Origin of the sequence: Enterobacter sp. JMULE2, from assembly GCF_013337145.1 — a bacterium.
In the GTDB taxonomy this organism is placed as follows: Bacteria; Pseudomonadota; Gammaproteobacteria; order Enterobacterales; family Enterobacteriaceae; genus Enterobacter; species Enterobacter mori.
The window spans coordinates 349,250-371,263 of record NZ_SGWD01000014.1 but is presented as its reverse complement, the minus strand read 5'-3'; the positions used below and the strand labels follow the sequence as shown (position 1 = coordinate 371,263).

At 56.0% G+C, this 22,014-nt stretch carries 19 protein-coding genes and 1 pseudogene; 9 read left to right on the top strand and 11 right to left on the bottom strand.

All coding sequences use genetic code 11. The features are described from left to right. Positions 1 to 33: 33 nt before the first annotated feature. The 9 genes and pseudogenes from EXW94_RS17105 to mntR form a co-directional block, all read right to left on the bottom strand. A complete protein-coding gene (locus EXW94_RS17105) occupies positions 34 to 750 on the bottom strand; it encodes a GntR family transcriptional regulator (RefSeq protein WP_010428962.1) in 717 nt (238 codons plus the stop codon). Between the two features lie 15 nt (positions 751 to 765). Beyond that, complete coding sequence (locus EXW94_RS17100; RefSeq protein WP_174340605.1) at positions 766 to 2,088, bottom strand: PTS sugar transporter subunit IIC; 1,323 nt, start codon at positions 2,086 to 2,088, stop codon at positions 766 to 768. Between the two features lie 51 nt (positions 2,089 to 2,139). Continuing rightward, on the bottom strand, positions 2,140 to 3,516 hold the full coding sequence (locus EXW94_RS17095) for a glycoside hydrolase family 1 protein (protein WP_174340604.1): 1,377 nt from the start codon (positions 3,514 to 3,516) through the stop codon (positions 2,140 to 2,142). A gap of 162 nt (positions 3,517 to 3,678) precedes the next feature. Then, a complete protein-coding gene (locus EXW94_RS17090; protein WP_174340603.1) occupies positions 3,679 to 4,719 on the bottom strand; it encodes an aldo/keto reductase in 1,041 nt (346 codons plus the stop codon). 102 nt (positions 4,720 to 4,821) lie between these two features. After that, positions 4,822 to 6,345 (bottom strand): efflux transporter outer membrane subunit, encoded by a 1,524-nt coding sequence (locus EXW94_RS17085; protein WP_174340602.1) that lies wholly within the window; start codon positions 6,343 to 6,345, stop codon positions 4,822 to 4,824. Further along, a complete protein-coding gene (locus EXW94_RS17080; RefSeq protein ID WP_174340601.1) occupies positions 6,345 to 7,916 on the bottom strand; it encodes a DHA2 family efflux MFS transporter permease subunit in 1,572 nt (523 codons plus the stop codon). Before EXW94_RS17080 ends, EXW94_RS17085 begins: the two co-directional genes overlap by 1 nt. Then, a complete protein-coding gene (locus EXW94_RS17075) occupies positions 7,913 to 9,007 on the bottom strand; it encodes an HlyD family secretion protein (protein WP_010428945.1) in 1,095 nt (364 codons plus the stop codon). Before EXW94_RS17075 ends, EXW94_RS17080 begins: the two co-directional genes overlap by 4 nt. Positions 9,008 to 9,108: 101 nt before the next feature. Beyond that, positions 9,109 to 10,218, bottom strand: coding sequence for an anion transporter (locus EXW94_RS17070; RefSeq protein WP_174340600.1), 1,110 nt, complete (start codon positions 10,216 to 10,218; stop codon positions 9,109 to 9,111). Beyond that, positions 10,215 to 10,687, bottom strand: a pseudogene (gene mntR, locus EXW94_RS17065) (manganese-binding transcriptional regulator MntR). The gene EXW94_RS17070 and the pseudogene mntR overlap by 4 nt, the downstream one beginning before the upstream one ends. Positions 10,688 to 10,870: 183 nt before the next feature. Between mntR and mntS the strand changes: the two are divergent. Next, positions 10,871 to 10,999: a manganase accumulation protein MntS gene (gene mntS / locus EXW94_RS17060; protein WP_042718971.1), complete on the top strand. Its 129-nt coding sequence runs from the start codon at positions 10,871 to 10,873 to the stop codon at positions 10,997 to 10,999. Between the two features lie 279 nt (positions 11,000 to 11,278). Continuing rightward, entirely contained in the window at positions 11,279 to 12,862 is a 1,584-nt protein-coding gene (locus EXW94_RS17055; protein WP_174340599.1) for a phosphoethanolamine transferase, read from the top strand. Between the two features lie 118 nt (positions 12,863 to 12,980). Here the strand turns inward: EXW94_RS17055 and ompX are convergent, their stop codons facing one another. After that, positions 12,981 to 13,499 carry an outer membrane protein OmpX gene (ompX, locus tag EXW94_RS17050; RefSeq protein WP_006177301.1) on the bottom strand — a complete coding sequence of 173 codons (519 nt, stop codon included), beginning with the start codon at positions 13,497 to 13,499 and terminating at the stop codon, positions 12,981 to 12,983. Positions 13,500 to 13,852: 353 nt separating this feature from the next. On the opposite strand from ompX, the gene rhtA reads away from it, so the two are divergent. The 6 genes from rhtA to ybiO all read left to right on the top strand — a co-directional run bounded on the left by rhtA (position 13,853) and on the right by ybiO (position 20,459). Beyond that, entirely contained in the window at positions 13,853 to 14,740 is an 888-nt protein-coding gene (gene rhtA, locus EXW94_RS17045) for a threonine/homoserine exporter RhtA (protein WP_010428927.1), read from the top strand. 300 nt (positions 14,741 to 15,040) lie between these two features. Next, complete coding sequence (gene dps / locus EXW94_RS17040) at positions 15,041 to 15,544, top strand: DNA starvation/stationary phase protection protein Dps (protein ID WP_010428924.1); 504 nt, start codon at positions 15,041 to 15,043, stop codon at positions 15,542 to 15,544. A gap of 361 nt (positions 15,545 to 15,905) precedes the next feature. Beyond that, positions 15,906 to 16,649 carry a glutamine ABC transporter substrate-binding protein GlnH gene (glnH, locus tag EXW94_RS17035; protein ID WP_010428921.1) on the top strand — a complete coding sequence of 248 codons (744 nt, stop codon included), beginning with the start codon at positions 15,906 to 15,908 and terminating at the stop codon, positions 16,647 to 16,649. A 92-nt stretch (positions 16,650 to 16,741) separates the two neighbouring features. Beyond that, complete coding sequence (gene glnP / locus EXW94_RS17030; RefSeq protein WP_010428919.1) at positions 16,742 to 17,401, top strand: glutamine ABC transporter permease GlnP; 660 nt, start codon at positions 16,742 to 16,744, stop codon at positions 17,399 to 17,401. Then, entirely contained in the window at positions 17,398 to 18,120 is a 723-nt protein-coding gene (glnQ, locus tag EXW94_RS17025; protein ID WP_089598967.1) for a glutamine ABC transporter ATP-binding protein GlnQ, read from the top strand. The genes glnP and glnQ overlap by 4 nt, the downstream gene beginning before the upstream one ends. A 125-nt stretch (positions 18,121 to 18,245) precedes the next feature. Then, positions 18,246 to 20,459: a mechanosensitive channel protein gene (gene ybiO / locus EXW94_RS17020; RefSeq protein WP_174340598.1), complete on the top strand. Its 2,214-nt coding sequence runs from the start codon at positions 18,246 to 18,248 to the stop codon at positions 20,457 to 20,459. A 45-nt stretch (positions 20,460 to 20,504) separates the two neighbouring features. On the opposite strand, the gene rlmF is transcribed toward ybiO, so the two are convergent. Continuing rightward, entirely contained in the window at positions 20,505 to 21,416 is a 912-nt protein-coding gene (gene rlmF, locus EXW94_RS17015; RefSeq protein ID WP_174340597.1) for a 23S rRNA (adenine(1618)-N(6))-methyltransferase RlmF, read from the bottom strand. 243 nt (positions 21,417 to 21,659) lie between these two features. Here rlmF and mcbA point away from each other — a divergent pair, with 243 nt between their 5' ends. Further along, positions 21,660 to 21,923, top strand: a complete 264-nt coding sequence (mcbA, locus tag EXW94_RS17010) for a DUF1471 family periplasmic protein McbA (RefSeq protein ID WP_042716255.1) — start codon at positions 21,660 to 21,662, stop codon at positions 21,921 to 21,923. Positions 21,924 to 22,014: the final 91 nt, after the last annotated feature.

Sequence of the window (22,014 nt, the reverse complement as noted above, 5' to 3'; positions counted from 1 at the left end):
GAATAAAAAAGCGGGCCTCGTTGCCCGCTTTTTTTATCCGTTGTTCACGATCACAATCCCGCCGTGATCGTAGCGATAGTGACAGTGTGCGTACTCCAGCGGCGTGCCATCTTCAAGATAGATCACCTGCTCCACCTCCAGCACCGGGTCCGTCTGTTCACAGATTAAGTGCTGCATATCCAGCGCATTTGGCTTCAACGCGCGCACGACGCGATACGAGCCCATTATTTTCAGCCCCAGCGTCTCCTGCACGTAACGGAACACCGAGCTTTCAAGATGGCTTTTGTTCAGGCCGGGCACCAGATTCAGCGGCATCACCGTGGAATCCAGCGACATCGGCTCGCCGTTCAGCAAACGCAGACGAATAAAGTCATAGATCGGCGCATCGGCGTTAATCATCAGCGACGCCTGCTCTTTCTCGTTCGGGAAGCGCAGTTCGAAATGCACCACCTGGCTGGTCACCGTTCCAAGATGCTCCCAGGTTTTGGTAGCGCCAAAGTAGTCGCTGCCGGAGAGATCCCACTGCGAGAGCTGGAGGAAATTTTTACGGATGAACGTTCCCTGCCCCTGACGGGTGTAGACCAGCCCTTCGACAATCAGCTGGCGCATGGCTTGCTGAATGGTCATTCGGCTGGTGCTGAACTCCGCCGCCAGCGCAAACTGGTCCGGCAGCGGTTCATTGGCGGCGTACTGCTGGCTGATAATGCGTTTCTTAATTTCTCGCGCTATGGTGATGTACTTCGCCGCCATCGTCCTTCCTTTCTGTTAGTTTTCTATCCCGCTGTTTTTCAACGCCACTCGCTCGGCAATCTTGAGGAAAGGCAGGTAGAAGAATACACCAAATACAATGATTGCCAACTGCACCACCACCGCCCGCCAGTCCCCCGCCGTCGCCAGCCAGGCGCTCAGAATCGGCGGCGTGGTCCACGGGATCATCACCACGCAGCGCGACATTAGCCCCAGCGTAGTACAGAGCCAGGCGAAATAGATGCCGATGGCGGGCAGCAGCACAAACGGGATCATCAGCGGCAGGTTAAAGACAATCGGCAGGCCGAAGATCACCGGCTCGTTGATGTTGAATAAGCCGGGCGCCAGCGACAGACGCGCCACCTGCTTCGCCGATTTTTGTCGGGAGAAGATAAAGATGGCGATCAGCAGCGATATCGTGCTGCCCGTGCCGCCCACCATGCCGAACGTCGGCACAAAGATGTTATTGATGATATGCGGGATGGGCTGACCGTTGGCGAAGGCCAGCATGTTCTCGTTAGTGTTAATCAGCAGGAACGGCTCCAGCACCACGCTGTTCACCACCGACTGGTGAATACCCAGCGTGAACAGAAAGTTACCAAAGCTGTAGATGAAAATCGTCCCCGGCAGGCTGGTGTTGATCAGCCGCAGGGGCTGCTGGATAAAGGTCGTAATAAGATGGATCAGGTCCGTGTGCAGCACGTTTGCCAGTATGGCCGCCAGCACTGCGAACAGCGAAAGCGTGAGAATGGTCGGGATCAGCGCGGTAAAGGATTTGCTCACCGCCGGCGGCACGTTTTCCCCGAGGGAAATGTGCAGCGCTTTTAGCCGCGAGATGGCGATAAACACTTCTGTTGAAAGCAGCCCGATCAGCACCCCGGCGAAAATCCCGGTTGAGCCAATATTGGCGAACGTCAGCACCTGGGTGACGTTCACCGCGGCATCGCTGCCGACGGGCGTAATCTGCAGGCGCATCGGCATCATGATGATGAAGCTACTGACGGCGATAACCACTGCCGAGACCGGATTGTCGAAATCTTTGTTGCGCGCCAGCGACCAGGCAATCATCGGGGCCAGCAGCAGCGCGGCGATGTTCAGCGTGCCGTTGATAATCGCCTCGCCCCACACTTTGAAGTGTGCCAGCGTGTCACCGTAAAAAATCCACGGAAACACCACGTTGTTCACCAGCACCGCCAGACCGGCGAGGATGAAAATCGGCATCACCGTGGCGAAGGCGTCGCGCAGGGAGCGCAGGTGCACCTGGTTTGCCAGGCGCGCAGAGAACTCAACAAATTTATCGACAAAGGACTGCATGTGCGGTGTTATTTTTGTTTCAGACATAGCGGATAGTTCCCATCAATCAGTCACAAAAACGGCCCGGCAGCGTACGGCTTACATCTCGCGTCCGTTGGTATGGATAACCTGTTTTAACCACGCATAGCTCTTCTTCGGCACGCGCTTCAGGTCTTTCATGTCGTGGTTTTCCCGGTTGACATAGACCACGCCGTAGCGCTTACGCATGTCGCCCTGGGAACTCAGAATGTCGATTAAGCCCCAGCCAAGGTAGCCAATGACCTCCGCCCCGTCCTCGAACATCGCCTCCTTCATGGCATCGATATGCGCCCGGTGGTAGTCGATGCGGTAGGTGTCATCAATCGGGTTCACGCCGTCCCAGGATTCAATCACCCCAATGCCGTTCTCAATCGGGAAGACCGGCATCCGCCAGTCGTTGGCGTAGCGGGTGATGATGGTGCGAAAGCCCAGCGGATCGATCTGCCAGTTCCACTCGGTGGCCTTCAGGTACGGGTTATTTTTCTCGCCGTGCAGCAGGTAATAGTTCACCGGCGTGCCTTCCGGGATCGCATCACTGTCCAGCGTTTTGCTGGCGTAGTAGCTGAAGGCCATATAGTCGTTTCTGGTGCGCGACAGCAGCGCTAAATCCTCGGCGCGGTAGATATCACCAAAGCCCTCTTGCTCTACCACCGCCATCACCGCCGGGCTGTAGCCCTGCCCGGCGAAAACGCGCAGCAGGTTCTGGTTGAGGAATTCGTCATACTGCTGGGCGCAGAAGATATCGCGCGGTTTGCAGGTGGCCGGGTAGATGAGCTGGTGTGCCAGCATGCCGCCCATCAGCTGGCCCGGTTTGGTCTGGTGCAGATACTCGGTCAGCGCCATGTGCGCCACCATCGTATGGTGCTGCAGCTCGTACAGCTCGCGCAGGGTTTGCTCGCCTTTCATGTAGCCGGAAATACGGAACGCTTCCGGCATATGGAAGATGTTCTGCTCGTTGAAGGTCAGCCAGTACTTCACGCGGTCGCCATAGCAGTCGATCATCTTTTTACCGTAGCGGATAAAGGCGTCCATTACGCGGCGGTCATTGAAGCCGTTGTACTCCTGCGCCAGCGCCAGCGGCATATCGAAGTGGTAGAGACAAACCATTGGCTCGATGCCGCGTGCGATCAGATCGTCGATAAAACGGTCGTAAAACGCGATGCCCTCGTCGTTAAAATCGCCGTCGCCCTGCGGGCAGACGCGGCTCCACGAGATCTGAAAGCGGTAGCAGTTCATGCCCAGATCCTGCATCAGATCGAAATCTTCCCGATAGCGATGGTAGGAGTCGGTCGCCACTTTCCAGTCGGAGATGTTTTCCCCGGCTTCGCGAATGTCGTACACCGACATGCCTTTCCCGCCCTCGTTCCAGGCCCCTTCCGTCTGCATGCTGGATACCGAGTTGCCCCATAAAAAGTTGGCTGGCAGCTGATTATTCATGTTCACTCCCTATATGACTAGTCATTTAAAATCTCATGACTAGTCATATAGGCGAAGATGAAAGGTCGATCAAAGAGGAGGATCGTTTTTTGTGAGATGGATTGAAATAATGACCAGGGAGGTAGCCCCGGTAAGCGAAGCGCCACCGGGGAAGAAGGGATATTACCGTGCGAGCTGATTGCGGCGATATTCCCCCTGCCGCTCCAGCATCCAGCCCGGATACTCGCGCGGCAGCGCGCTCACCGCATCCAGCTGCTTAAGCTCGTCTTCGCTTAAGCGGATCCCTGTTGCGGCAATGTTGTCGTCCAGCTGATCGACGCGTTTCGCGCCAATAATCACGCTGGTTACCGCTTTCTGGTGCAGCAGCCACGCCAGCGCGATTTGCGCGACGGAGACACCCTTGCTTTCGGCGATAGTGCGCATCACGTCCACGCAGTCGAAGGCGCGATCTTTATCCACCGGCGGGAAGTCGAACTCCAGACGGCGGCCACCGGTTTCGCTCGTCCCGTCGCGGCCATATTTTCCGCTCAGCAGGCCGCCCGCCAGCGGGCTCCAGACCATCAGCCCAACGCCTTCGCTCTGCATCATCGGCACCAGCTCACGCTCCAGATCGCGCCCGGCGATGGTGTAGTACGCCTGCAATGACGCAAAACGCGCCAGCCCCAGACGCGCCGAAATGCCCAACGCTTTGGCTATCTGCCACGCCGCCCAGTTAGAAACGCCGATGTAGCGCACGTGGCCATGCTGCACCAGGTTATCCAGCGCGTAGAGCGTCTCTTCAATCGGTGTTGCGGGGTCAAAGCCGTGAAGCTGGTAGAGATCGATATGATCGAGCTGCAGGCGGCGCAGGCTCTCCTTCACGCTGCTGATGATGTGATAGCGCGAGCTGCCGCGCGAGTTCACCCCAGCGGTGCCTGTTTCGCCAAACACCTTGGTGGCCACCACCACCACATTTTCGCGCGGGACGTTCAGGTTTTTCAGCGCCTGCCCGAGTATCGTCTCCGAGCGCCCTTCCGAATAGACGTCGGCGGTATCGATGAAGTTGATGCCCGCGTCCAGCACGCGGCCCACCAGCTGCTCGGCTTCGTTCTGCTTAAGCTGGCCAATCTTGCCCCACATGCCGTCTTCACCGCCGAAGGTCATGGTGCCGAGGCACAGTTCAGAAACAAACAGACCGGTATTGCCCAGTTTTTGATAACGCATAAGTGATTCCTCGCATGTCGATTGGGTACCCGATAGTTATACCCGCCCCTCAACCCTCGCGAATGTGGCGTTCCTGTCCGTTTCTTGCCCAATCCTCTGAATTTATCCGCGCGGGGCGTCGCCAAAGACGTTGTAGTCCGGTAATTGCACCTGCTGATACGGCTCCCAGCCGCCGCCCAGAGCTTTGTAGAGCGCCACCAGATCGAGCGCGCTCTGCACCTGCGCCTGTGCGCGCTGCTGCTGGGCCTGCGCAAGCTGACGCTGGGCGTCCAGGACGTCGATAAAGCTGGCAATCCCCTGTCGGTAACTGTCGCTTGCCAGGTCGAACGCGTTTTGCAGCGCGTCGATGGTCTTCGCGAGACCCGCTTCACGCTGCTGGTCGGTGCGATAGCTCACCAGCGCATTTTCCACATCCCCGAGCGCGGTCAGCACCGTCTGGCGATAGTCCAGCACCGCCGCCCCCTGCTGCGCGCGCGCCACCTTCACGCTGGAGACCAGTCGACCGCCCTGGAAGATGGGAATGGAGACCTGCGGGCCGAAGCTGTAGAAGTGGCTGCTCCAGTCGGTCAGCCAGTTAGTTTCGCTGTTGCGCAGGCCAAACTGCCCGGAGAGCGTAAAGCTCGGGAACAGCTCCGCCACCGAGACGCCGATTTGCGCCGTGGCGGCGTGAAGGTTCGCCTCCGCTTCGCGCACGTCCGGACGACGGCGCGCCAGCGTCGACGGAATGCCGGTTTGCACAATATCCGGCAGGGCAGGCATCGGCTGCACGCTTTGCAATTCCGCATCCAGCGCGCCCGGCGGCTTGCCGAGCAGGATCGCCAGGCCGTTCATCGCCTGCCGCTCCTGCGCCTGGTACTGCGGCAGCTGCGCTTCAAGATTCCCCAGCTGCGCCCGGGCATTTTCCACATCCATCTGCGGAGACAGCCCGCCGCGCTGGCGGCTTTCGGTCAGATCCAGCGTCTGCCGGGCGCTCTCAATCTGGGTGTTCAGCGTGGCGATAATGCTCTGCGCCCCGCGCAGCTGGAGCCACGCGCGGGCCACTTCGGCCTCCAGCGACACCAGCGCGTCGTTACGCTGCTCTATCGCCGCTTTCTGCTGCGCTTCGGCGGCCTCCACCTGACGGCGCACCTTGCCCCACAGGTCGATTTCCCACTGGGCGTCGAAGCTGCCCTGGTAGAGGTTAACCGGCTGCGTCAGCGGCCCCAGCGCGCCTTTCAGATCGGGATCGATGCTATCCACCTGGTCGTACACACCGTGGGATTTCAGCTCTCCTTCCAGCCCAAGCTGCTGGCGCGTCGCCTGCAGGTTACCGTTGACCGACGGATAAAACGCCCCGCCCGCCTGGTTAATCTGTTCACGCGCGCCGGCAATGCGCAGCACCGTTTGCTGCAGCGTCAGGTTTCCCGCGATGGCGCGTTCAACCAGGCTGTCGAGCTGCGGCGAACCGAAGGTCTTCCACCAGCGCGGGTTGGTCGCGGCGGAGGTGGTTTGCGATTTCACCCCACCGTCGCCCTTATCGTTCCAGTGCGTGACGGCGGGCGGCGCGGGCTGCTGGTAGTCCGGCCCGACGGCACAGCCCACCAGCAGCATCATTATCATCAGGGGGTGTAAACGTCTGTATATCATCAATGTGCTCCTGCACTCCCCTCGCTCTTAACCGGCGAGAGCAACAAACAAAATGGGATCAGTAAAAAGGCCACCGCGCTCAGGAGGGTGAAGACGTCGATGTAGGCCAGGAAGCGCGACTGTTCGATCATGGTCTGGTACATGCGCCCGGTGGCAATTCCCGTAGGGTCGCCCACCTGGGTGGTGAAGTTTTGAATCGCCTGGGCGCTTTCGCGAATCGCCAGCTGAAACTGTTCGTTAAACGGCGAAGCGTGGTACGCCAGATGGGCGCTGTGCGCCTGCGCGCGTTCGGTTATCGCCGCCGTCGAGAGCGAAATCCCAATCGAACCGGCCACGTTGCGGAACATGGTAAACAGCGCCGCCGCGTCGGCGTTGAGCCGCCTCGGTATCGAGATAAAGGCAATGGTGGTCAGCGGCACAAACAGGAACCCCAGCCCTATCGACTGGGCGCTGCGGAACAGCACCAGCGTTTCGAAGTCGATATCCGGCGTCAGCGTGCGCGACCAGAAGAACGACACCGCGAGGCAGGTAAAGCCAAAGGCGATGATCCAGCGCGTCTGCACCACCGGCATCAGCTTCAGCACCAACGGGATGGTTAACACAATCAGCACCGCGCCGGGCGACAGCACCAGCCCTGACCAGGTGGCGGTATAGCCCAGGTCCTGCTGCGCCAGCTGCGGGATCACCACCGAGCTGCCGTACAGGATCATCGCCATCCCTGCCATCAGCATGCTGGAAATGGCGAAGTTGCGGTCCTTCATGCAGTGCAGATCCACAACCGGTTTTTTGGCATACAGCAGCCAGTAAATTGCGCCGATAATGCCGATGAGCGTCAGCACCGCGAAGGTGCGGATAAAGTTCGAGTAGAACCAGTCGTCATCTTCCCCCCGGTCGAGCATCACCTGCAGGCAGCCCAGGCCGAGGGCGATCAGGCCGATCCCCGTCCAGTCGACGGTCAGCTTCTCTTTTGACTTGCTCTCCCATGGCGGATCTTCCAGCAGCTGGTAGATCGCCAGCACCGTCACAATCCCCACCGGAATGTTGATAAAGAACACCCAGCGCCAGGAGTAGTTATCGGTGATCCAGCCGCCCAGCGTCGGGCCAAGCACCGGCGCAACGATGATGGCAATGGACGACAGACCAAAGGCCTTGCCCCTGTCCTCCGGCTTGAAGTAGTCGAGCAGCACCGACTGCTGCGTGGGCTGCAGCCCGCCGCCAAAGAAGCCCTGCATCACGCGGAACAGGATGATTTGCCACAGCTCGGTGGCGATGCCGCACAGAAACGAGCAGATGGTGAACATCACGATGCAGATTAAGAAGAATTGCTTGCGCCCAAACAGGCGACTGAGGAAGGCAGAGATGGGTAGCACGATGCCGTTCGCCACCAGGTAGCTGGTCAGTACCCAGGTGGATTCGTCATAGCTGGCCGAGAGCGACCCGGCCACGTGCGGCAGCGCCACGTTGACGATGGTGGTATCCAGAATTTCCATAAACACCGCGAGGGTGACGACAATTGCCACCGCCCACGGGTTGCTGGCGGGCTTCCAGCTATCGTGGCTGTGGTCCGTCATTCCACCGTCACCTTCGGTTCAACCGACAGCCCCAGCGGCAGCGGCCTGTTCGGATCCAGCCCCTTATCAATTACGATTTTCACCGGCACGCGCTGGACGATTTTGACAAAGTTACCGGTGGCGTTTTCCGACGGGAACGCGGAGAAGCGCGAACCGCTGCCCTGCTGGATGCTGTCAATGTGGCCTTCAAGTTCCATATCCGGCCAGGCATCCACGGAGACGCTGACCTTGTCACCGGGCTTCATGCGCTCCAGCTGCGACTCTTTGAAGTTCGCCACCACCCACACGTTCGGGGAGACCAGTGAGAACAGCGCCGTACCCGCCTGCACCAGCGTGCCGGGCTGTACGTTGCGTTTGGTGACGAAGCCGTCGAACGGGGCGCGGACTTCGGTGTAAGAGAGATTCAGGTTCGCGTTTTCCAGCTGCGCTTTGGCCTGATCGACCTGACGTTCGCGGGCTTCAACGTTGGTTTCCTGCTGACGAATCTGCAGCTGTACCTGCTCCGCCACTTCCAGCTGCGCCTGGGCGCTGGCCAGTCCGGCCTGCGCACTGCGCAATTGGGCATTCGCAGAATCGATACTTTGCTGCGTGGTCGCACGTGGGTCAACGCCGCGCTGACGGCGGTACTCCGCCTGGGCGTTCGCCATATCGGCCTGCGCTTTTAGCACCTGCGCTTTGGCTTCGTCACGCTGGGCAGGATATTGCACCTTCGAGAGCGCCAGCTGTGCCTGCGCCTGGTGGAGCTGAGCAAGCGCCAGCCCAAGCTGCGCCTGAGCCTGATCGCGCTGGGCCGTAGTATCGCGAGGATCGATAACCACCAGCAGATCCCCTTTCTTCACGCGCTGGTTATCACGCACGCGAAGCTCGGTGACGTATCCCGCCGTTTTGGGGGCAATGGTCACCACGTCACCGTCGGTAAAGGCGTCGTCGGTCGTCTCTTCGTTACGGGTTAAAAACCACCAGACCAGCGCCACGACGACCATTACCACCACGACAACGCCGAGGATAATTAACGGTTTTTTGCCCGGGCGCTTGCGCGCATTATTGTTGTTTTCCTGCTCGTCAGCAGGCGGGTTTTGATCTTCAGCCATAGGTCAGCAACGGTCCTGTCAGTGAGCGGCATCACACTATGCCGTTCACTAAAGCTAGGACGTTGCTATACATTTGCCAGGATAAACTGACAAATAGCGCACTATATGAGAAGGAATAGTCCGAAACCGATCGCGGCTGCCCACATCAGCATCGGGACCGACCATAAATGGAAGCGCCACCAGATGCGGCGGTCGTTGGCCATGCGCAGGGCAATCAGGTTGGCAAGGGAACCGGGCAATAGCCCAAACCCGCCGATGTTTACCGCCCAGGCCAGAAGGGTGTCAGGCGGAACATAGTTGAGCAGCAGAATGGTCGACGGCACGTTGCTGATAAACTGCGACAGGCCAATCGCCGTCAGCCACAGTCCCGGCTGCGACAGACCGCTGACGCCGTGAAGCACGTTTTGCAGTGCAGGCAGCTGGATGAGCAGATAGACATCGATAAACATCGCTATGAAGACCAGCAGCAGCGTCCAGTCAACGCTCACCAACACCCGCCGCGCCAGCACTAAAAACCCGGCGGCAACCAGCAGCACGCCCGCCAGCTCAACCTTCATCTCCAGCGCGACCAAAAAGACGATATACAACGCCAGACAGCTCCAGACAAGCCGCGGCTGCCACTGCGGGCCCGTCGTCCCGCTGTGGTACTGCAGTTTTTTATCCGGGAAGGCAAACCAGCAGACCGCCAGCAGGGAAAGCATCATCACCAGCGCCAGCGGGGCCATCTGCCAGGTAAAGGCGGCAAACGACAGGCCCGAACGGCCCCAGAGCAGGATATTTTGTGGGTTCCCGATGGGCGTTAACAGCGAGCCAGTGTTCACGGCCAGTGCTTCAAAGATAATCAGACGGCTGACCGGAATTTCACAGAGCTTACGCAGCGTGAGCGTGAGCGGCACGATGATAAACAGTGCGACATCGTTGGTCAGAAACGTCGACAGCACCGCTGCGGAAAAGACCATGAACAGAGACAGCCGGCGCTCGGTGGCAAAACGGCGCACCATTTTGCGTCCCAGAACATCAAAGTAGCCGCTTAGCTCTACCCCTTTGGTGAGCATCATTAAGCCGCTCAGGGTAATAATCGTGCGCCAGTCAATGGCCGCAGGCCAGGCGTGAGGGGTAAAGGGGACAAAAAGGCTTAAGCCTGCACCAATAATCAGTAAGAGATGAAAGAAACGGTCACGCGTCAGGGCTTGCAGGCCGGGGATGTTCATTCAGCAGAAGAACCATATTTGAGTGTAAATTCACGGAACTTCACCAGCGTTTCTTCACTGACGTGGTGCTCCATCCCTTCCGCATCCCGGCGGGCAATTTCCGGGCTGACGCCCAGTACCAGTAAAAAGTTCTCCACGATCTGATGACGCTCGCGGCTCTCCTGCGCCAGCTTTTCGCCTTCTGCCGTCAGGAACACGCCGCGCCACGGGATCATCTCGATCAAGCCCACTGACGCCAGACGTTTTAACATTTTGGCTACCGTTGGCTGGGAAACGCCCAGCCGCGCGGCCATATCGACCTGACGTGCTTCGCCAACCTCACGAATCAAATCGGAGATCAGTTCCACATAGTCATCAATCAGCTCCCGGCGATGCGCTTCACGCACCTGGCGGAACCCTTCTACGTGCTCTTCAACATTCACCAGTTGCGTCGTTTTTTTGTAGTTGGCTTACCTGCGCGACGGTTCATTGTGCTTCCTCAATGGGGGTGACGCTTCCAGCGTCCTGTAACGGAGCGCACATTGTAAACCATAGCTCTACAAGCACAAAAATTTAACGAATTAGCCATAGCTATACAATATAGCCTGTGCTATATCTGTATGTAATGCAGTCACCCTTCACGGATCGAAGGGATCAGAAATCAGGAGGTCACATGAATGAATTCAAGAGGTGTATGAACGTGTTTACCCACTCTCCTTTTAAAGTGCGCTTAATGCTGTTGAACATGCTGTGCGATATGTTTAACAACAAACCGCAGCAGGATGACAAATCTTCTCACTAAGCGGCGTCGCGGTACGCCGCTTCATTTTTCCGTCACAAACCCCATGTAAACTGGCCTCTGGCCGCCTTAATCCCGATCTTTTTTACGGAATTGCAGTCTCCCTCGCAAAACATCTGTTTAGCAACTGTTGACCTTATTTCACGCTCGCACTATCTTCTTGCAGCCCTGCACCATTTGCGGCTCGCTGAAGCGGACCCTCATTCCCTCTCCACGCACTGTCAGGCAGGCTTTGACCCTTGGCGCCAGGGTGAGCACATGGCGTTTTCATGATAGTGATCTATGAACTTAACCCTGAAAGAAACACTTGTTACCCGCAGCCGGGCCTTAAGCCCGTGGACGGGATTCTACTTTCTGCAATCGCTGCTGATTAACTTTGCGCTTGGCTACCCGTTTAGCCTGCTCTACGCCGTGGCGTTTACCTGCGTGCTCCACGTGCTGTGGCGGAGTGCCCCGCGCGTGCAGAAAGCGTTGGTCGGGGTCTGTTCGCTGGTTGCTGCGATGTATTTCCCGTTTGGCCAGGCCTACGGCGCGCCAAACTTCAATACCCTGCTGGCGCTGCACTCGACCAATATGGAAGAGTCGACGGAGATCCTGACGATCTTCCCGTGGTACAGCTACGTGGTCGGGCTCTTTATCTTCGCGTTGGGCGTTATCGCCATCCGCCGTCAGTCGGGCGAGAAAAAATCCTGGGGTAAGATCGAAATACTCTGTCTGGTGTTCAGCATTGCCGTGGCGTTTGTCGCACCAATCCAGAATATTCCCTGGGACGGTAAGTTAAGGCTCATCAATATCGGCTATCCGGTTTTCCGCTTCGTGAAAGACGTCGTGGTTAATAATAGAGAGGTTCTCGACGAGCAGGCGCGTATGGCTGAACTTTCCACCATGAAAGACACCTGGAACGTGCTGGCCGTGAAGCCGAAGTACCATACCTACGTGGTGGTGATTGGCGAAAGTGCGCGCCGCGATGCGCTCGGTGCTTTTGGCGGTCACTGGGACAACACGCCGTTTGCCAGTTCGGTAAACGGTGCCCTGTTTACCGATTACGTCGCGGCCAGCGGCTCGACGCAGAAATCACTCGGCCTGACCCTGAACCGTGTGGTCGACGGCAAACCGCAGTACCAGGATAACTTTGTCACGCTGGCAAACCGCGCGGGGTTCCAGACATGGTGGTTCTCCAACCAGGGGCAAATTGGCGAATACGATACCGCCATCGCCAGTATTGCGAAGCGTGCCGATGAGGTTCAGTTCCTGAAAAGCGGTGATTTTGAAGCCGACAAAAACACCAAAGATGAAGCATTGCTGAAAATGACCGCGCAGGTCTTTGCCACTCAGCGCACCCAGCCACAGCTGATTGTTCTGCACCTGATGGGTTCACATCCTCAGGCGTGCGATCGTACAAACGGAAAGTACACAGAGTTTGTGCAGTCCAAAGAGACATCATGTTATCTCTACACCATGACGCAAACCGACGACCTGCTCAGCAAGCTCTATGCCCAGCTGCGCAATACGGGCGACAGTTTCTCGTTGGTCTATTTCTCCGATCACGGGCTGGCGTTTAAAGAGCGTGGTAAAGAGGTGCAGTACCTGGCGCACGACGATGCATTTCAGCAGAACTTCCAGGTGCCCTTTATGGTGCTGTCGAGTGACGACAAAAAGCATCGCATCATCAAAGCGCGTCGTTCGGCGAATGATTTTCTGGCTTTCTTTTCACAATGGACGGGGATTGCTGCAGAGCAGATAAAAATTTCTTACCCGTTTGTCTCAAACAAGAAGGGCCCCCCAGTTTACGTTACCAACTTCAAGTTACAGAAAGTTGACTATAACCACCTGGGTACGGACATTTTTGATATTAAGAGTAAGTGATCTCTACCGTCTCGTGCGGTCTGATGCCCTCACCCTGGCCCTCTCCCACGGGGAGAGGGAAAAAGACAAAAAAAAATCCGCCACAATGGGCGGATTTTTTACTGGTTCACCGAAGTGATTAGAAGCGGTAACCTACGCCCGCGATCCAGGTGCCAACGTCAACGTTGCGGATACGGCTCTGCTCATAGGAGAAGTCCAGTGCAACGTTTTCGATTGGGTTGAACTGCATACCCGCGCCATAGGAGAAGCCGTAGTCGCTGTTGCTTGCAGTGCGGTTCAGACCTTCGTTTTCGGTCTGCTGGAATTTACCGTAACCAACACCTACAACACCGTAGATGCTAGCCCAGTCGTTCAGGCGGTAAGCAGGACCAGCGGTGATACCGTAGTACTGACCTTTGTTATATGCGCCGTTTTCAGTGCGATCTTTCTCGGTGTAAGTGAAAGAACCGATCACGCCCAGCGGGTTGTTGTCTTGCTCGTAACGGTACTTCAGGTTGAAACCGTTAGTTTTGTTCATCACGCCCTGCATATCGCTCTGAGCGTAACCACCGGTAACGGTAGAAGTAGCAGCTACAGCAGTACCTGCGGAAACAGCCAGAACTGCGGCCAGTGCTGAAAGACATGCAATTTTTTTCATAACCACCTCAAATGTGTTCAAGTAAGTCCGTAAGTTTTAAATATATCAAAAAATTTTGCGAAACTCTTTGTGATTCGTAATGTCTAACGAGGTCTTTCCTGTAACAGAACGTTTCCAGAATCAGCTATCTCGTTCAAATTACGTTAAATTTTCGCCGCAAAATAGTCATAGTGCGCGCCATCGCCGTTACATTCATCCAGATTATTCCTAATCTGACAGGCGATAAAACCAGCAACGCTTATCTATTTTACGGATTTTCCCTGGTTTTTTTTCAACAGTAGCTCAACCGTGAGCGCATATTTCCATTACACTGCGGCTTTTACCCTATTTGACATAAATTGACAGGAGAAAGGATGCCAGGGTTATCCCGCACGTCATCGGTCTGGATGCCGGTCGCTGTAATACTGATCGCCATGTTGTCGATTCAGAGTGGCGCGTCGCTTGCAAAATCACTCTTTCCTCTGGTGGGCGCGCCGGGCGTTACGGCCCTGCGTATTGCATTAGGGACTCTGATCCTCGTGGTTATCTTTAAACCCTGGCGTCTGCGTTTCAAAAAAGAGCAGCGGCTGCCGCTTCTTTTATACGGGCTGGCTCTGGGCGCGATGAACTACATGTTCTACCTCTCTATTCAGACCATCCCGCTGGGGATTGCCGTCGCGCTTGAATTTACGGGGCCGCTGGCGGTTGCCCTCTTCTCTTCACGTCGTCCGGTGGATTTCATCTGGGTCGTGTTAGCCGTTCTGGGGCTCTGGTTCCTGCTGCCGCTGGGTCAGAGTGTTGCGCAGATTGATCTGACGGGTGCCGCGCTGGCACTGGGCGCGGGTGCCTGCTGGGCTGTCTATATCCTCACCGGCCAACGCGCCGGGGAGGAGCACGGTCCGGCCACGGTTGCGCTGGGCTCGCTGATTGCCGCCATCATCTTTGTCCCCCTCGGTATGGCGCAGGCCACCGAATCCATCTGGCAATGGTCCATTCTGCCCGTGGGGCTGGCGGTCGCTATTCTTTCTACGGCACTCCCCTATTCTCTGGAGATGATAGCCCTGACGCGTTTGCCGACACGCATTTTCGGTACGTTAATGAGCATGGAGCCTGCGCTGGCGGCTATCTCGGGGATGGTCTTCCTCGGCGAAACGCTGACGTTTACCCAGACGCTGGCACTGTGCTCCATTATCGCGGCCTCTATGGGATCAACGCTGACAATGCGCCCTGAACCCAAAGTGAAGAAAGTTGACATCAATTAATGCTCTATATTCTGCATGGCTTTCACGCCATGCAGAATATAGGCACCTTCCACGCTCATCATATTTCGTTACACAAACTGTCATCGTCACGAAATAATCCACAGGGCTACGAACCGTACGTTCAGAATTAAGATTGATCTGTATCAATTTCATAAAAACCCATTATTTTCATCATGATACAAACTCAACATCCTTCTTGCTATTAAACCGATAGGCAGAGCCAAACCGCAGGCAAAAAATCCGGTGCTATACTTAGTTCCGTAATTACCTGGGACACAAACATCAAGAGGATATGAGATTATGAGTACCGCTAAACTGGTGAAAACGAAAGCGTCTAATCTGCTTTATACCCGTAACGATGTATCGGATAGCGACAAAAAGGCGACCATTGAGTTGCTGAATCGCCAGGTGATCCAGTTCATCGATCTTTCGCTGATCACCAAACAGGCCCACTGGAATATGCGCGGTGCAAACTTTATTGCCGTTCATGAAATGCTGGATGGCTTCCGCACAGCACTGGTTACCCACCTTGATACGATGGCCGAACGTGCCGTTCAGTTAGGCGGTGTGGCGCTGGGGACCACGCAGGTGATTAACAGCAAAACGCCGCTGAAAAGCTATCCGCTGGATATCCATACCGTTCAGGATCACCTGAAAGAGCTGGCGGACCGTTATGCCATCGTCGCGAATGACGTGCGTAAAGCCATCGGCGAAGCGAAAGACGAAGACACGGCTGATATCTTCACCGCCGCCTCTCGCGACCTGGATCAATTCCTGTGGTTTATCGAATCTAACATCGAATAAGCCATACGAATTACCAATGACACCCTCGCCTCTGGCGGGGGTTTTGCACATTTATGGTGCACACTTTTGCACTGCACACCTGCAAAAGTGAACGAAATGTAATAATCACCTCACACAACCGTTAACGGAAGATTGTTTTTCCGTCAGAATCTGCGCTAAATATCACCTCGTCAGATACGCCAAATGAGTCGCACCAAAATGGTGCCTCACGCTGGTGCAACACGACATCATTGCTCCATTTTTTGTGCAATGCGTGACATCATCCCCTTTGCAAAACAACAGCTTGTAAAGTTGGCACGATTTTTTCATGGTGCCTGTCGTTCTCGCAGGGGATCGCCCCGTGGTTATAAAAGGAAATGCTATGAAGTCTGTATTAAAAGTTTCACTGGCTGCACTTACCCTGGCATTTGCAGTGTCCTCTCAGGCTGCCGACAAACTCGTTGTGGCGACCGACACGGCGTTCGTTCCGTTTGAATTCAAACAGGGTGACAAATACGTTGGTTTTGACGTTGATCTGTGGGCTGCGGTCGCAAAAGAACTCAAACTGGACTACACCCTGAAACCGATGGACTTCAGCGGCATCATCCCTGCGCTGCAGACCAAAAACGTTGACCTGGCGCTGGCGGGTATCACGATTACCGAAGAGCGTAAAAAAGCCATCGACTTCTCCGACGGCTACTACAAAAGCGGCCTGCTGGTGATGGTGAAAGCCGACAATAACGACGTAAAAAGCGTAAAAGATCTCGACGGTAAAGTGGTGGCAGTGAAGAGCGGTACGGGTTCCGTTGATTACGCGAAAGCGAATATCAAAACCAAAGATCTGCGCCAGTTCCCGAACATCGACAATGCCTACATGGAACTGGGTACCAACCGTGCTGACGCCGTTCTGCACGACACGCCTAACATCCTGTACTTCATCAAAACCGCGGGCAACGGCAAGTTCAAAGCGGTCGGTGATTCTCTGGAAGCACAGCAGTACGGTATCGCGTTCCCGAAAGGCAGCGACGACCTGCGCACGAAAGTTAACGGCGCGCTGAAAACCCTGAAAGAGAACGGCACCTATAACGAAATCTACAAAAAATGGTTCGGTACCGAGCCTAAATAATTTACCTGAATTCAGGTTTGTAACGCCCGGTGGCGCTCACGCTTACCGGGCCTACGTTTTTCGTTTTTTACCACGGTATACAGGAATACATCATGCAGTTTGACTGGAGCGCCATCTGGCCTGCCATTCCTCTCTTGCTTGAAGGCGCTAAAATGACCCTGTGGATTTCGGTCCTGGGTCTGGTTGGCGGGTTGATTATCGGTCTTGTCGCCGGTTTCGCCCGCACCTACGGCGGCTGGATTGCAAACCACATCGCACTGGTTTTCATCGAAGTGATCCGCGGCACCCCGATTGTCGTGCAGGTCATGTTTATCTACTTCGCCCTGCCAATGGCTTTCAACGATCTGCGCATTGACCCGTTCAGCGCCGCCGTCGTGACCATTATGATCAACTCAGGCGCTTACATCGCAGAAATCACCCGCGGTGCGGTGCTGTCGATTCATAAAGGTTTCAGTGAAGCCGGTCTGGCACTGGGGCTTTCCCGTCGCGAAACGATCCGCCACGTGATTCTGCCGCTGGCGCTGCGCCGTATGCTGCCGCCACTGGGTAACCAGTGGATTATCAGCATTAAAGACACGTCGCTGTTTATTGTTATCGGCGTGGCTGAACTGACCCGTCAGGGCCAGGAGATCATTGCGGGCAACTTCCGCGCGCTGGAAATCTGGAGTGCGGTAGCCGTTGTCTATCTGATCATCACTCTGGTTCTGAGCTTCGTTCTGCGTCGTCTTGAAAGAAGGATGAAAATCCTGTGATTGAATTTAAAAACGTTTCTAAGCACTTTGGCCCAACCCAGGTGCTGCACAATATCGATTTGAGCATCAAACAGGGCGAAGTGGTAGTGATTATCGGGCCGTCCGGCTCCGGTAAATCCACCCTGCTGCGCTGCATCAACAAGCTGGAAGAGATCACCAGCGGCGATCTGATCGTCGACGGCCTGAAGGTCAATGACCCGAAAGTGGATGAGCGTCTGATTCGTCAGGAAGCGGGCATGGTGTTCCAGCAGTTCTACCTGTTCCCGCACCTTACGGCGCTGGAAAACGTGATGTTTGGCCCGCTGCGCGTGCGCGGGGCGAGCAAAGCGGCGGCGGAAGCGCAGGCAAAAGATCTGCTGGCTAAGGTCGGCCTGGCCGAACGTGCGCACCACTACCCTTCCGAGCTGTCCGGCGGCCAGCAGCAGCGCGTGGCGATTGCCCGCGCGCTGGCGGTGAAACCGAAGATGATGCTGTTTGATGAGCCGACTTCCGCGCTCGACCCGGAGCTGCGCCACGAGGTGCTGAAAGTCATGCAGGATCTGGCCGAAGAAGGGATGACGATGGTGATCGTGACCCACGAAATCGGCTTTGCTGAGAAAGTAGCGTCCCGCCTGATCTTTATTGATAAAGGCCGTATTGCTCAGGACGGTAACCCGCAAGAGCTTATTGCTAACCCGCCAGGGCAGCGTTTGCAGGAGTTCCTCCAGCACGTCTCCTGATCCCTCGCGTCACACCGAGCCGGGCCCTGCCCGGCTTTTTTACGCCAGATTGTTCCCAAAAATTCCCCTCCGCGCCTCGACTTCTATACTTATCATTTTGTTCGACATTTTCACCGGAGGGCGCCGTGCCGTGGATCCTGTTGCTGTTGATTAGCCTGTTTAGTGCGCCATCGTTCGCCGTCGCGATCCCCGGCGTCACCACCGGAACCACCGCGACGAAGGACAGTACGCCGCCACCGGAGCCCGATGTCGAAAAGAAAAAAGCCGCCTACGGCGCCCTTGCCGACGTGCTGGAAAACGACGCCGCCCGGCAAGAATTAATCGGTGAGCTTCGTAAAGTCGCCGCCACGCCATCTCAGGAGGCCGTTCCGGCCATCACTCCGCCCCAGGTGGAGGAGCAAAAAACAGTGCTGGAAAACGTCACCGACGTGAGCCGCCACTATGGGGAGGCCCTCTCCTCTCGTTTTGCCCAGCTTTACCGTAACCTGATTGGCTCTCCGCATAAGGCCTTTAATCCACAGACCTTTTCCACTGCCGTCACGCAGTTTTTAATGCTGGCCGCCGGTGTGTTTATTTTTTACTGGCTGGTACGCCTATGTGCCTGGCCGCTGTACCGCAAGATGGGTATCTGGGGGCGGAAAAAAAACCAGCATAAAAGCAGCTGGCTGCACCTCCCGGCGATGGTCGCCGGAGCCTTTATCATCGATTTACTGCTGCTGGCGCTTACGCTGTTTGTCGGTCAGATCCTGGCCGATCGCCTCAATACGGGCAACAAAACCATTGCCTTCCAGCAGGCGCTCTTCCTCAATGCATTTGCGCTCATCGAATTTTTTAAAGCGGTGCTGCGCGTCATTTTTTGCCCGCGCGTGCCTGAACTTCGCCCTTTTAATATTAAGGATGAGAGCGCGAAATACTGGGCCGTGCGGTTAAGCGTGCTCAGCGGCCTGATTGGCTACGGCCTGCTGGTGGCCGTGCCAATCATCTCCAACCAGGTCAACGTACAGTTTGGCGCACTGGCGAACGTGCTGATTATGCTCTGTATTACCGTCTGGTCGCTGTACCTTATCTTTCACAATAAAAAGGCGATCACCGAAAGCCTGCTGCATTTGGCCGACCGTTCCCTCTCCTTCTTCAGCCTGTTTATTCGCGCCTTCGCGCTGGTGTGGCACTGGCTGGCAAGCGCCTACTTTATTGTGCTCTGCTTCTTCTCGCTGTTTGACCCGGGAAATAGCCTGAAATTTATGATGGGGGCGACGTTCAAAAGCCTGGCGATTGTCGGCGTTGCGGCTTTTGTGTCTGGCCTGCTGTCCCGCTGGATCTCGAAAACCATCACCCTCTCACCGCAGGTACAGCGGAACTACCCTGAACTGCAAAAGCGCGTGAACGGCTGGATGTCGGTATCACTGAAGGTGGCGCGGATTTTGACCGTCTGCGTGGCGATTATGCTGCTGCTGAACGCCTGGGGACTGTTTGATTTCTGGAACTGGCTGCACAACGGCGCGGGTGAAAAAACGGTCGATATTCTGATCCGTATCGCGTTGATCCTGTTCTTCTCCGCCGTCGGCTGGACGCTGTTGGCGAGCCTTATCGAAAACCGTCTGGTGTCCGATATTCACGGCAGGCCCCTGCCCAGCGCGCGGGCAAGAACGCTGTTAACGTTGTTCCGCAACGCGCTGGCGGTGATCATCAGCACCATCACCATCATGATTGTACTCTCGGAGATCGGCGTGAATATCGCTCCGCTGCTGGCGGGTGCCGGGGCGCTGGGGCTGGCGATCTCCTTCGGCTCACAAACGCTGGTGAAGGATATTATTACCGGTATCTTTATTCAGTTTGAGAACGGGATGAACACGGGCGACCTGGTGACCATCGGGCCGCTGACCGGCACCGTTGAGCGAATGTCCATCCGCTCCGTCGGCGTGCGTCAGGACACCGGGGCGTATCACATTATTCCGTGGTCATCGATTACCACCTTCGCCAACTTCGTGCGCGGGATTGGTTCCGTTGTGGCGAACTACGATGTGGATCGCCACGAGGATGCGGACAAAGCGAAGCAGGCGCTGCGGGATGCGGTAGAAGAGTTGATGCAGATGGACGATATTCGCGGGCTGGTAATCGGTGAGCCGTCGTTTGCCGGGATTGTCGGGCTGACGAATACCGCATTCACCCTGCGCGTCTCGTTCACCACCCAGCCGCTGAAGCAGTGGACGGTGCGTTTTGCGCTCGACAGCATGGTGAAAAAGCACTTTGATCTGGCGGATGTGCGGATGCCGGTGCAGACGTATCAGGTATTGCCGCCGCCCGCATCGCCGCTGCCACCGCAGGAGCCGACGCTGTAACCGAGCCGGGTGGCGGCTTCGCCTTACCCGGCCTACGGCGGGGTACTATTTGCGACGTTTGTGATTGTCCATAAACGTCCAGGCAATAAAGCGGCTCTGTTTCTGGCCTTGCGACATCTCTTTCTTCACCACTTTCACCGCACCGGCTTCGGTCAAGGCGCGGTAGAGCGGCGGCAGGTTATCGCCGCGCGACACCAGCGAGGTAAACCATTTCACCTGACGGCCGAACTCTTTACTTTCTGCAATCATGCGCAGGATAAACGCGACTTCGCCCCCTTCACACCAGAGCTCCTGCTGCTGGCCGCCAAAGTTCAGTGCGGCATCTTCCGCCTGCCCAAGGTTACGGCGCTTACGCTCGCTGCCTGCGCGTGCTGTGGCAGCAGAATCATGGAACGGCGGATTACACATCGTGGCATCGTACTGTTCGTTCTTATGAATAATGCCGTTGAAGATGGATTTGTCATCTTTCTGACGACGTAAACGGATCGCCCGGGATAAACCTGGATTCGCGTTAATAATCGCCTGCGCACTGGCGAATGCCTCTGTGCCAATTTCACTGCCGGTAAAACGCCATTGATATTCATGCGCGCCAATCAGCGGGTAAATCAGGTTTGCCCCGGTGCCAATATCCAGGATTGTCGCCTGCTGTGGAACGACGCCATCATTCCCTTCCGCAAGAAGATCGGCGAGGTGATGGACGTAATCTGCGCGGCCAGGCACGGGTGGGCAGAGAAAGCCTTCGGGAATATCCCAGTGCGTCACGCCATAAAAATGGGCCAGCAGCGCTTTGTTCAGCGTTTTGACCGCCTGAGGATCGGCAAAGTTGACCGAGGGTTCACCCGCTGGCGTCTGTACAATAAAGTCCTGCAACTGAGGGCAGCTCAGGCACAGCGCTTTCATGTCATAGCGGCTGTTATGGCGGTTACGCGGGTGCAATCCCGGCTTTTGGGCAGTCATGGCATTCTCCTTTCAACAGCGGCGTAAGATACCCTTTGCGGACCCAACGGTAAATAACTGTCTGCCCAACGCAAAAAAACACCGGAAATCAGTCACCTTTATGTCTATGATCTGTCAGCAAATTGTCAATTTACATCGTTCAAAAAATAAGCAGATCATCATCAAATTTTTGCGCTAAATCACACTCGTCGGGCTTCTAAACTTAAAGGGAATCACCTGTTGTTTCCCCCTGAGGATGTGATTATGAAAAGATATATGACCCTTGTTGTCGCGGGTGCACTGGCAGCCGCCTCTTTCTCTGCCTGGTCCGTTCAGTCACTGAATGAAAACACAGACACCAGCCAGCTGCGTGCTGCCGGTACCGTCTCCGTCAGTCGCGCGAGTAACCTTGACGATCTCCAGGATAAGCTGGCTGAAAAAGCACGTCAGGAAGGTGCCAAAGGTTTCGTGGTGAATTCCGCTGGCGGCGATAACCACATGTATGGCACAGCAACCATCTACAAATAACCGTTCGACCTTCCTCCCGACTGCATCTGCCCCAAGAGATGCAGTTTCTTTATTCCTGTCTTGACCGTACGATTTTTAACCCCACATTAAT

Bases quoted from the DNA above. Each gene is read 5' to 3' on its own strand.
- EXW94_RS17105 (WP_010428962.1), bottom strand. From the start codon at position 750: ATGGCGGCGAAGTACATCACCATAGCGCGAGAAATTAAGAAACGCATT.
- EXW94_RS17100 (WP_174340605.1), bottom strand. From the start codon at position 2,088: ATGTCTGAAACAAAAATAACACCGCACATGCAGTCCTTTGTCGATAAA.
- EXW94_RS17095 (WP_174340604.1), bottom strand. From the start codon at position 3,516: ATGAATAATCAGCTGCCAGCCAACTTTTTATGGGGCAACTCGGTATCC.
- EXW94_RS17090 (WP_174340603.1), bottom strand. From the start codon at position 4,719: ATGCGTTATCAAAAACTGGGCAATACCGGTCTGTTTGTTTCTGAACTG.
- EXW94_RS17085 (WP_174340602.1), bottom strand. From the start codon at position 6,345: ATGATATACAGACGTTTACACCCCCTGATGATAATGATGCTGCTGGTG.
- EXW94_RS17080 (WP_174340601.1), bottom strand. From the start codon at position 7,916: ATGACGGACCACAGCCACGATAGCTGGAAGCCCGCCAGCAACCCGTGG.
- EXW94_RS17075 (WP_010428945.1), bottom strand. From the start codon at position 9,007: ATGGCTGAAGATCAAAACCCGCCTGCTGACGAGCAGGAAAACAACAAT.
- EXW94_RS17070 (WP_174340600.1), bottom strand. From the start codon at position 10,218: ATGAACATCCCCGGCCTGCAAGCCCTGACGCGTGACCGTTTCTTTCAT.
- mntS (WP_042718971.1), top strand. From the start codon at position 10,871: ATGAATGAATTCAAGAGGTGTATGAACGTGTTTACCCACTCTCCTTTT.
- EXW94_RS17055 (WP_174340599.1), top strand. From the start codon at position 11,279: ATGAACTTAACCCTGAAAGAAACACTTGTTACCCGCAGCCGGGCCTTA.
- ompX (WP_006177301.1), bottom strand. From the start codon at position 13,499: ATGAAAAAAATTGCATGTCTTTCAGCACTGGCCGCAGTTCTGGCTGTT.
- rhtA (WP_010428927.1), top strand. From the start codon at position 13,853: ATGCCAGGGTTATCCCGCACGTCATCGGTCTGGATGCCGGTCGCTGTA.
- dps (WP_010428924.1), top strand. From the start codon at position 15,041: ATGAGTACCGCTAAACTGGTGAAAACGAAAGCGTCTAATCTGCTTTAT.
- glnH (WP_010428921.1), top strand. From the start codon at position 15,906: ATGAAGTCTGTATTAAAAGTTTCACTGGCTGCACTTACCCTGGCATTT.
- glnP (WP_010428919.1), top strand. From the start codon at position 16,742: ATGCAGTTTGACTGGAGCGCCATCTGGCCTGCCATTCCTCTCTTGCTT.
- rlmF (WP_174340597.1), bottom strand. From the start codon at position 21,416: ATGACTGCCCAAAAGCCGGGATTGCACCCGCGTAACCGCCATAACAGC.
- mcbA (WP_042716255.1), top strand. From the start codon at position 21,660: ATGAAAAGATATATGACCCTTGTTGTCGCGGGTGCACTGGCAGCCGCC.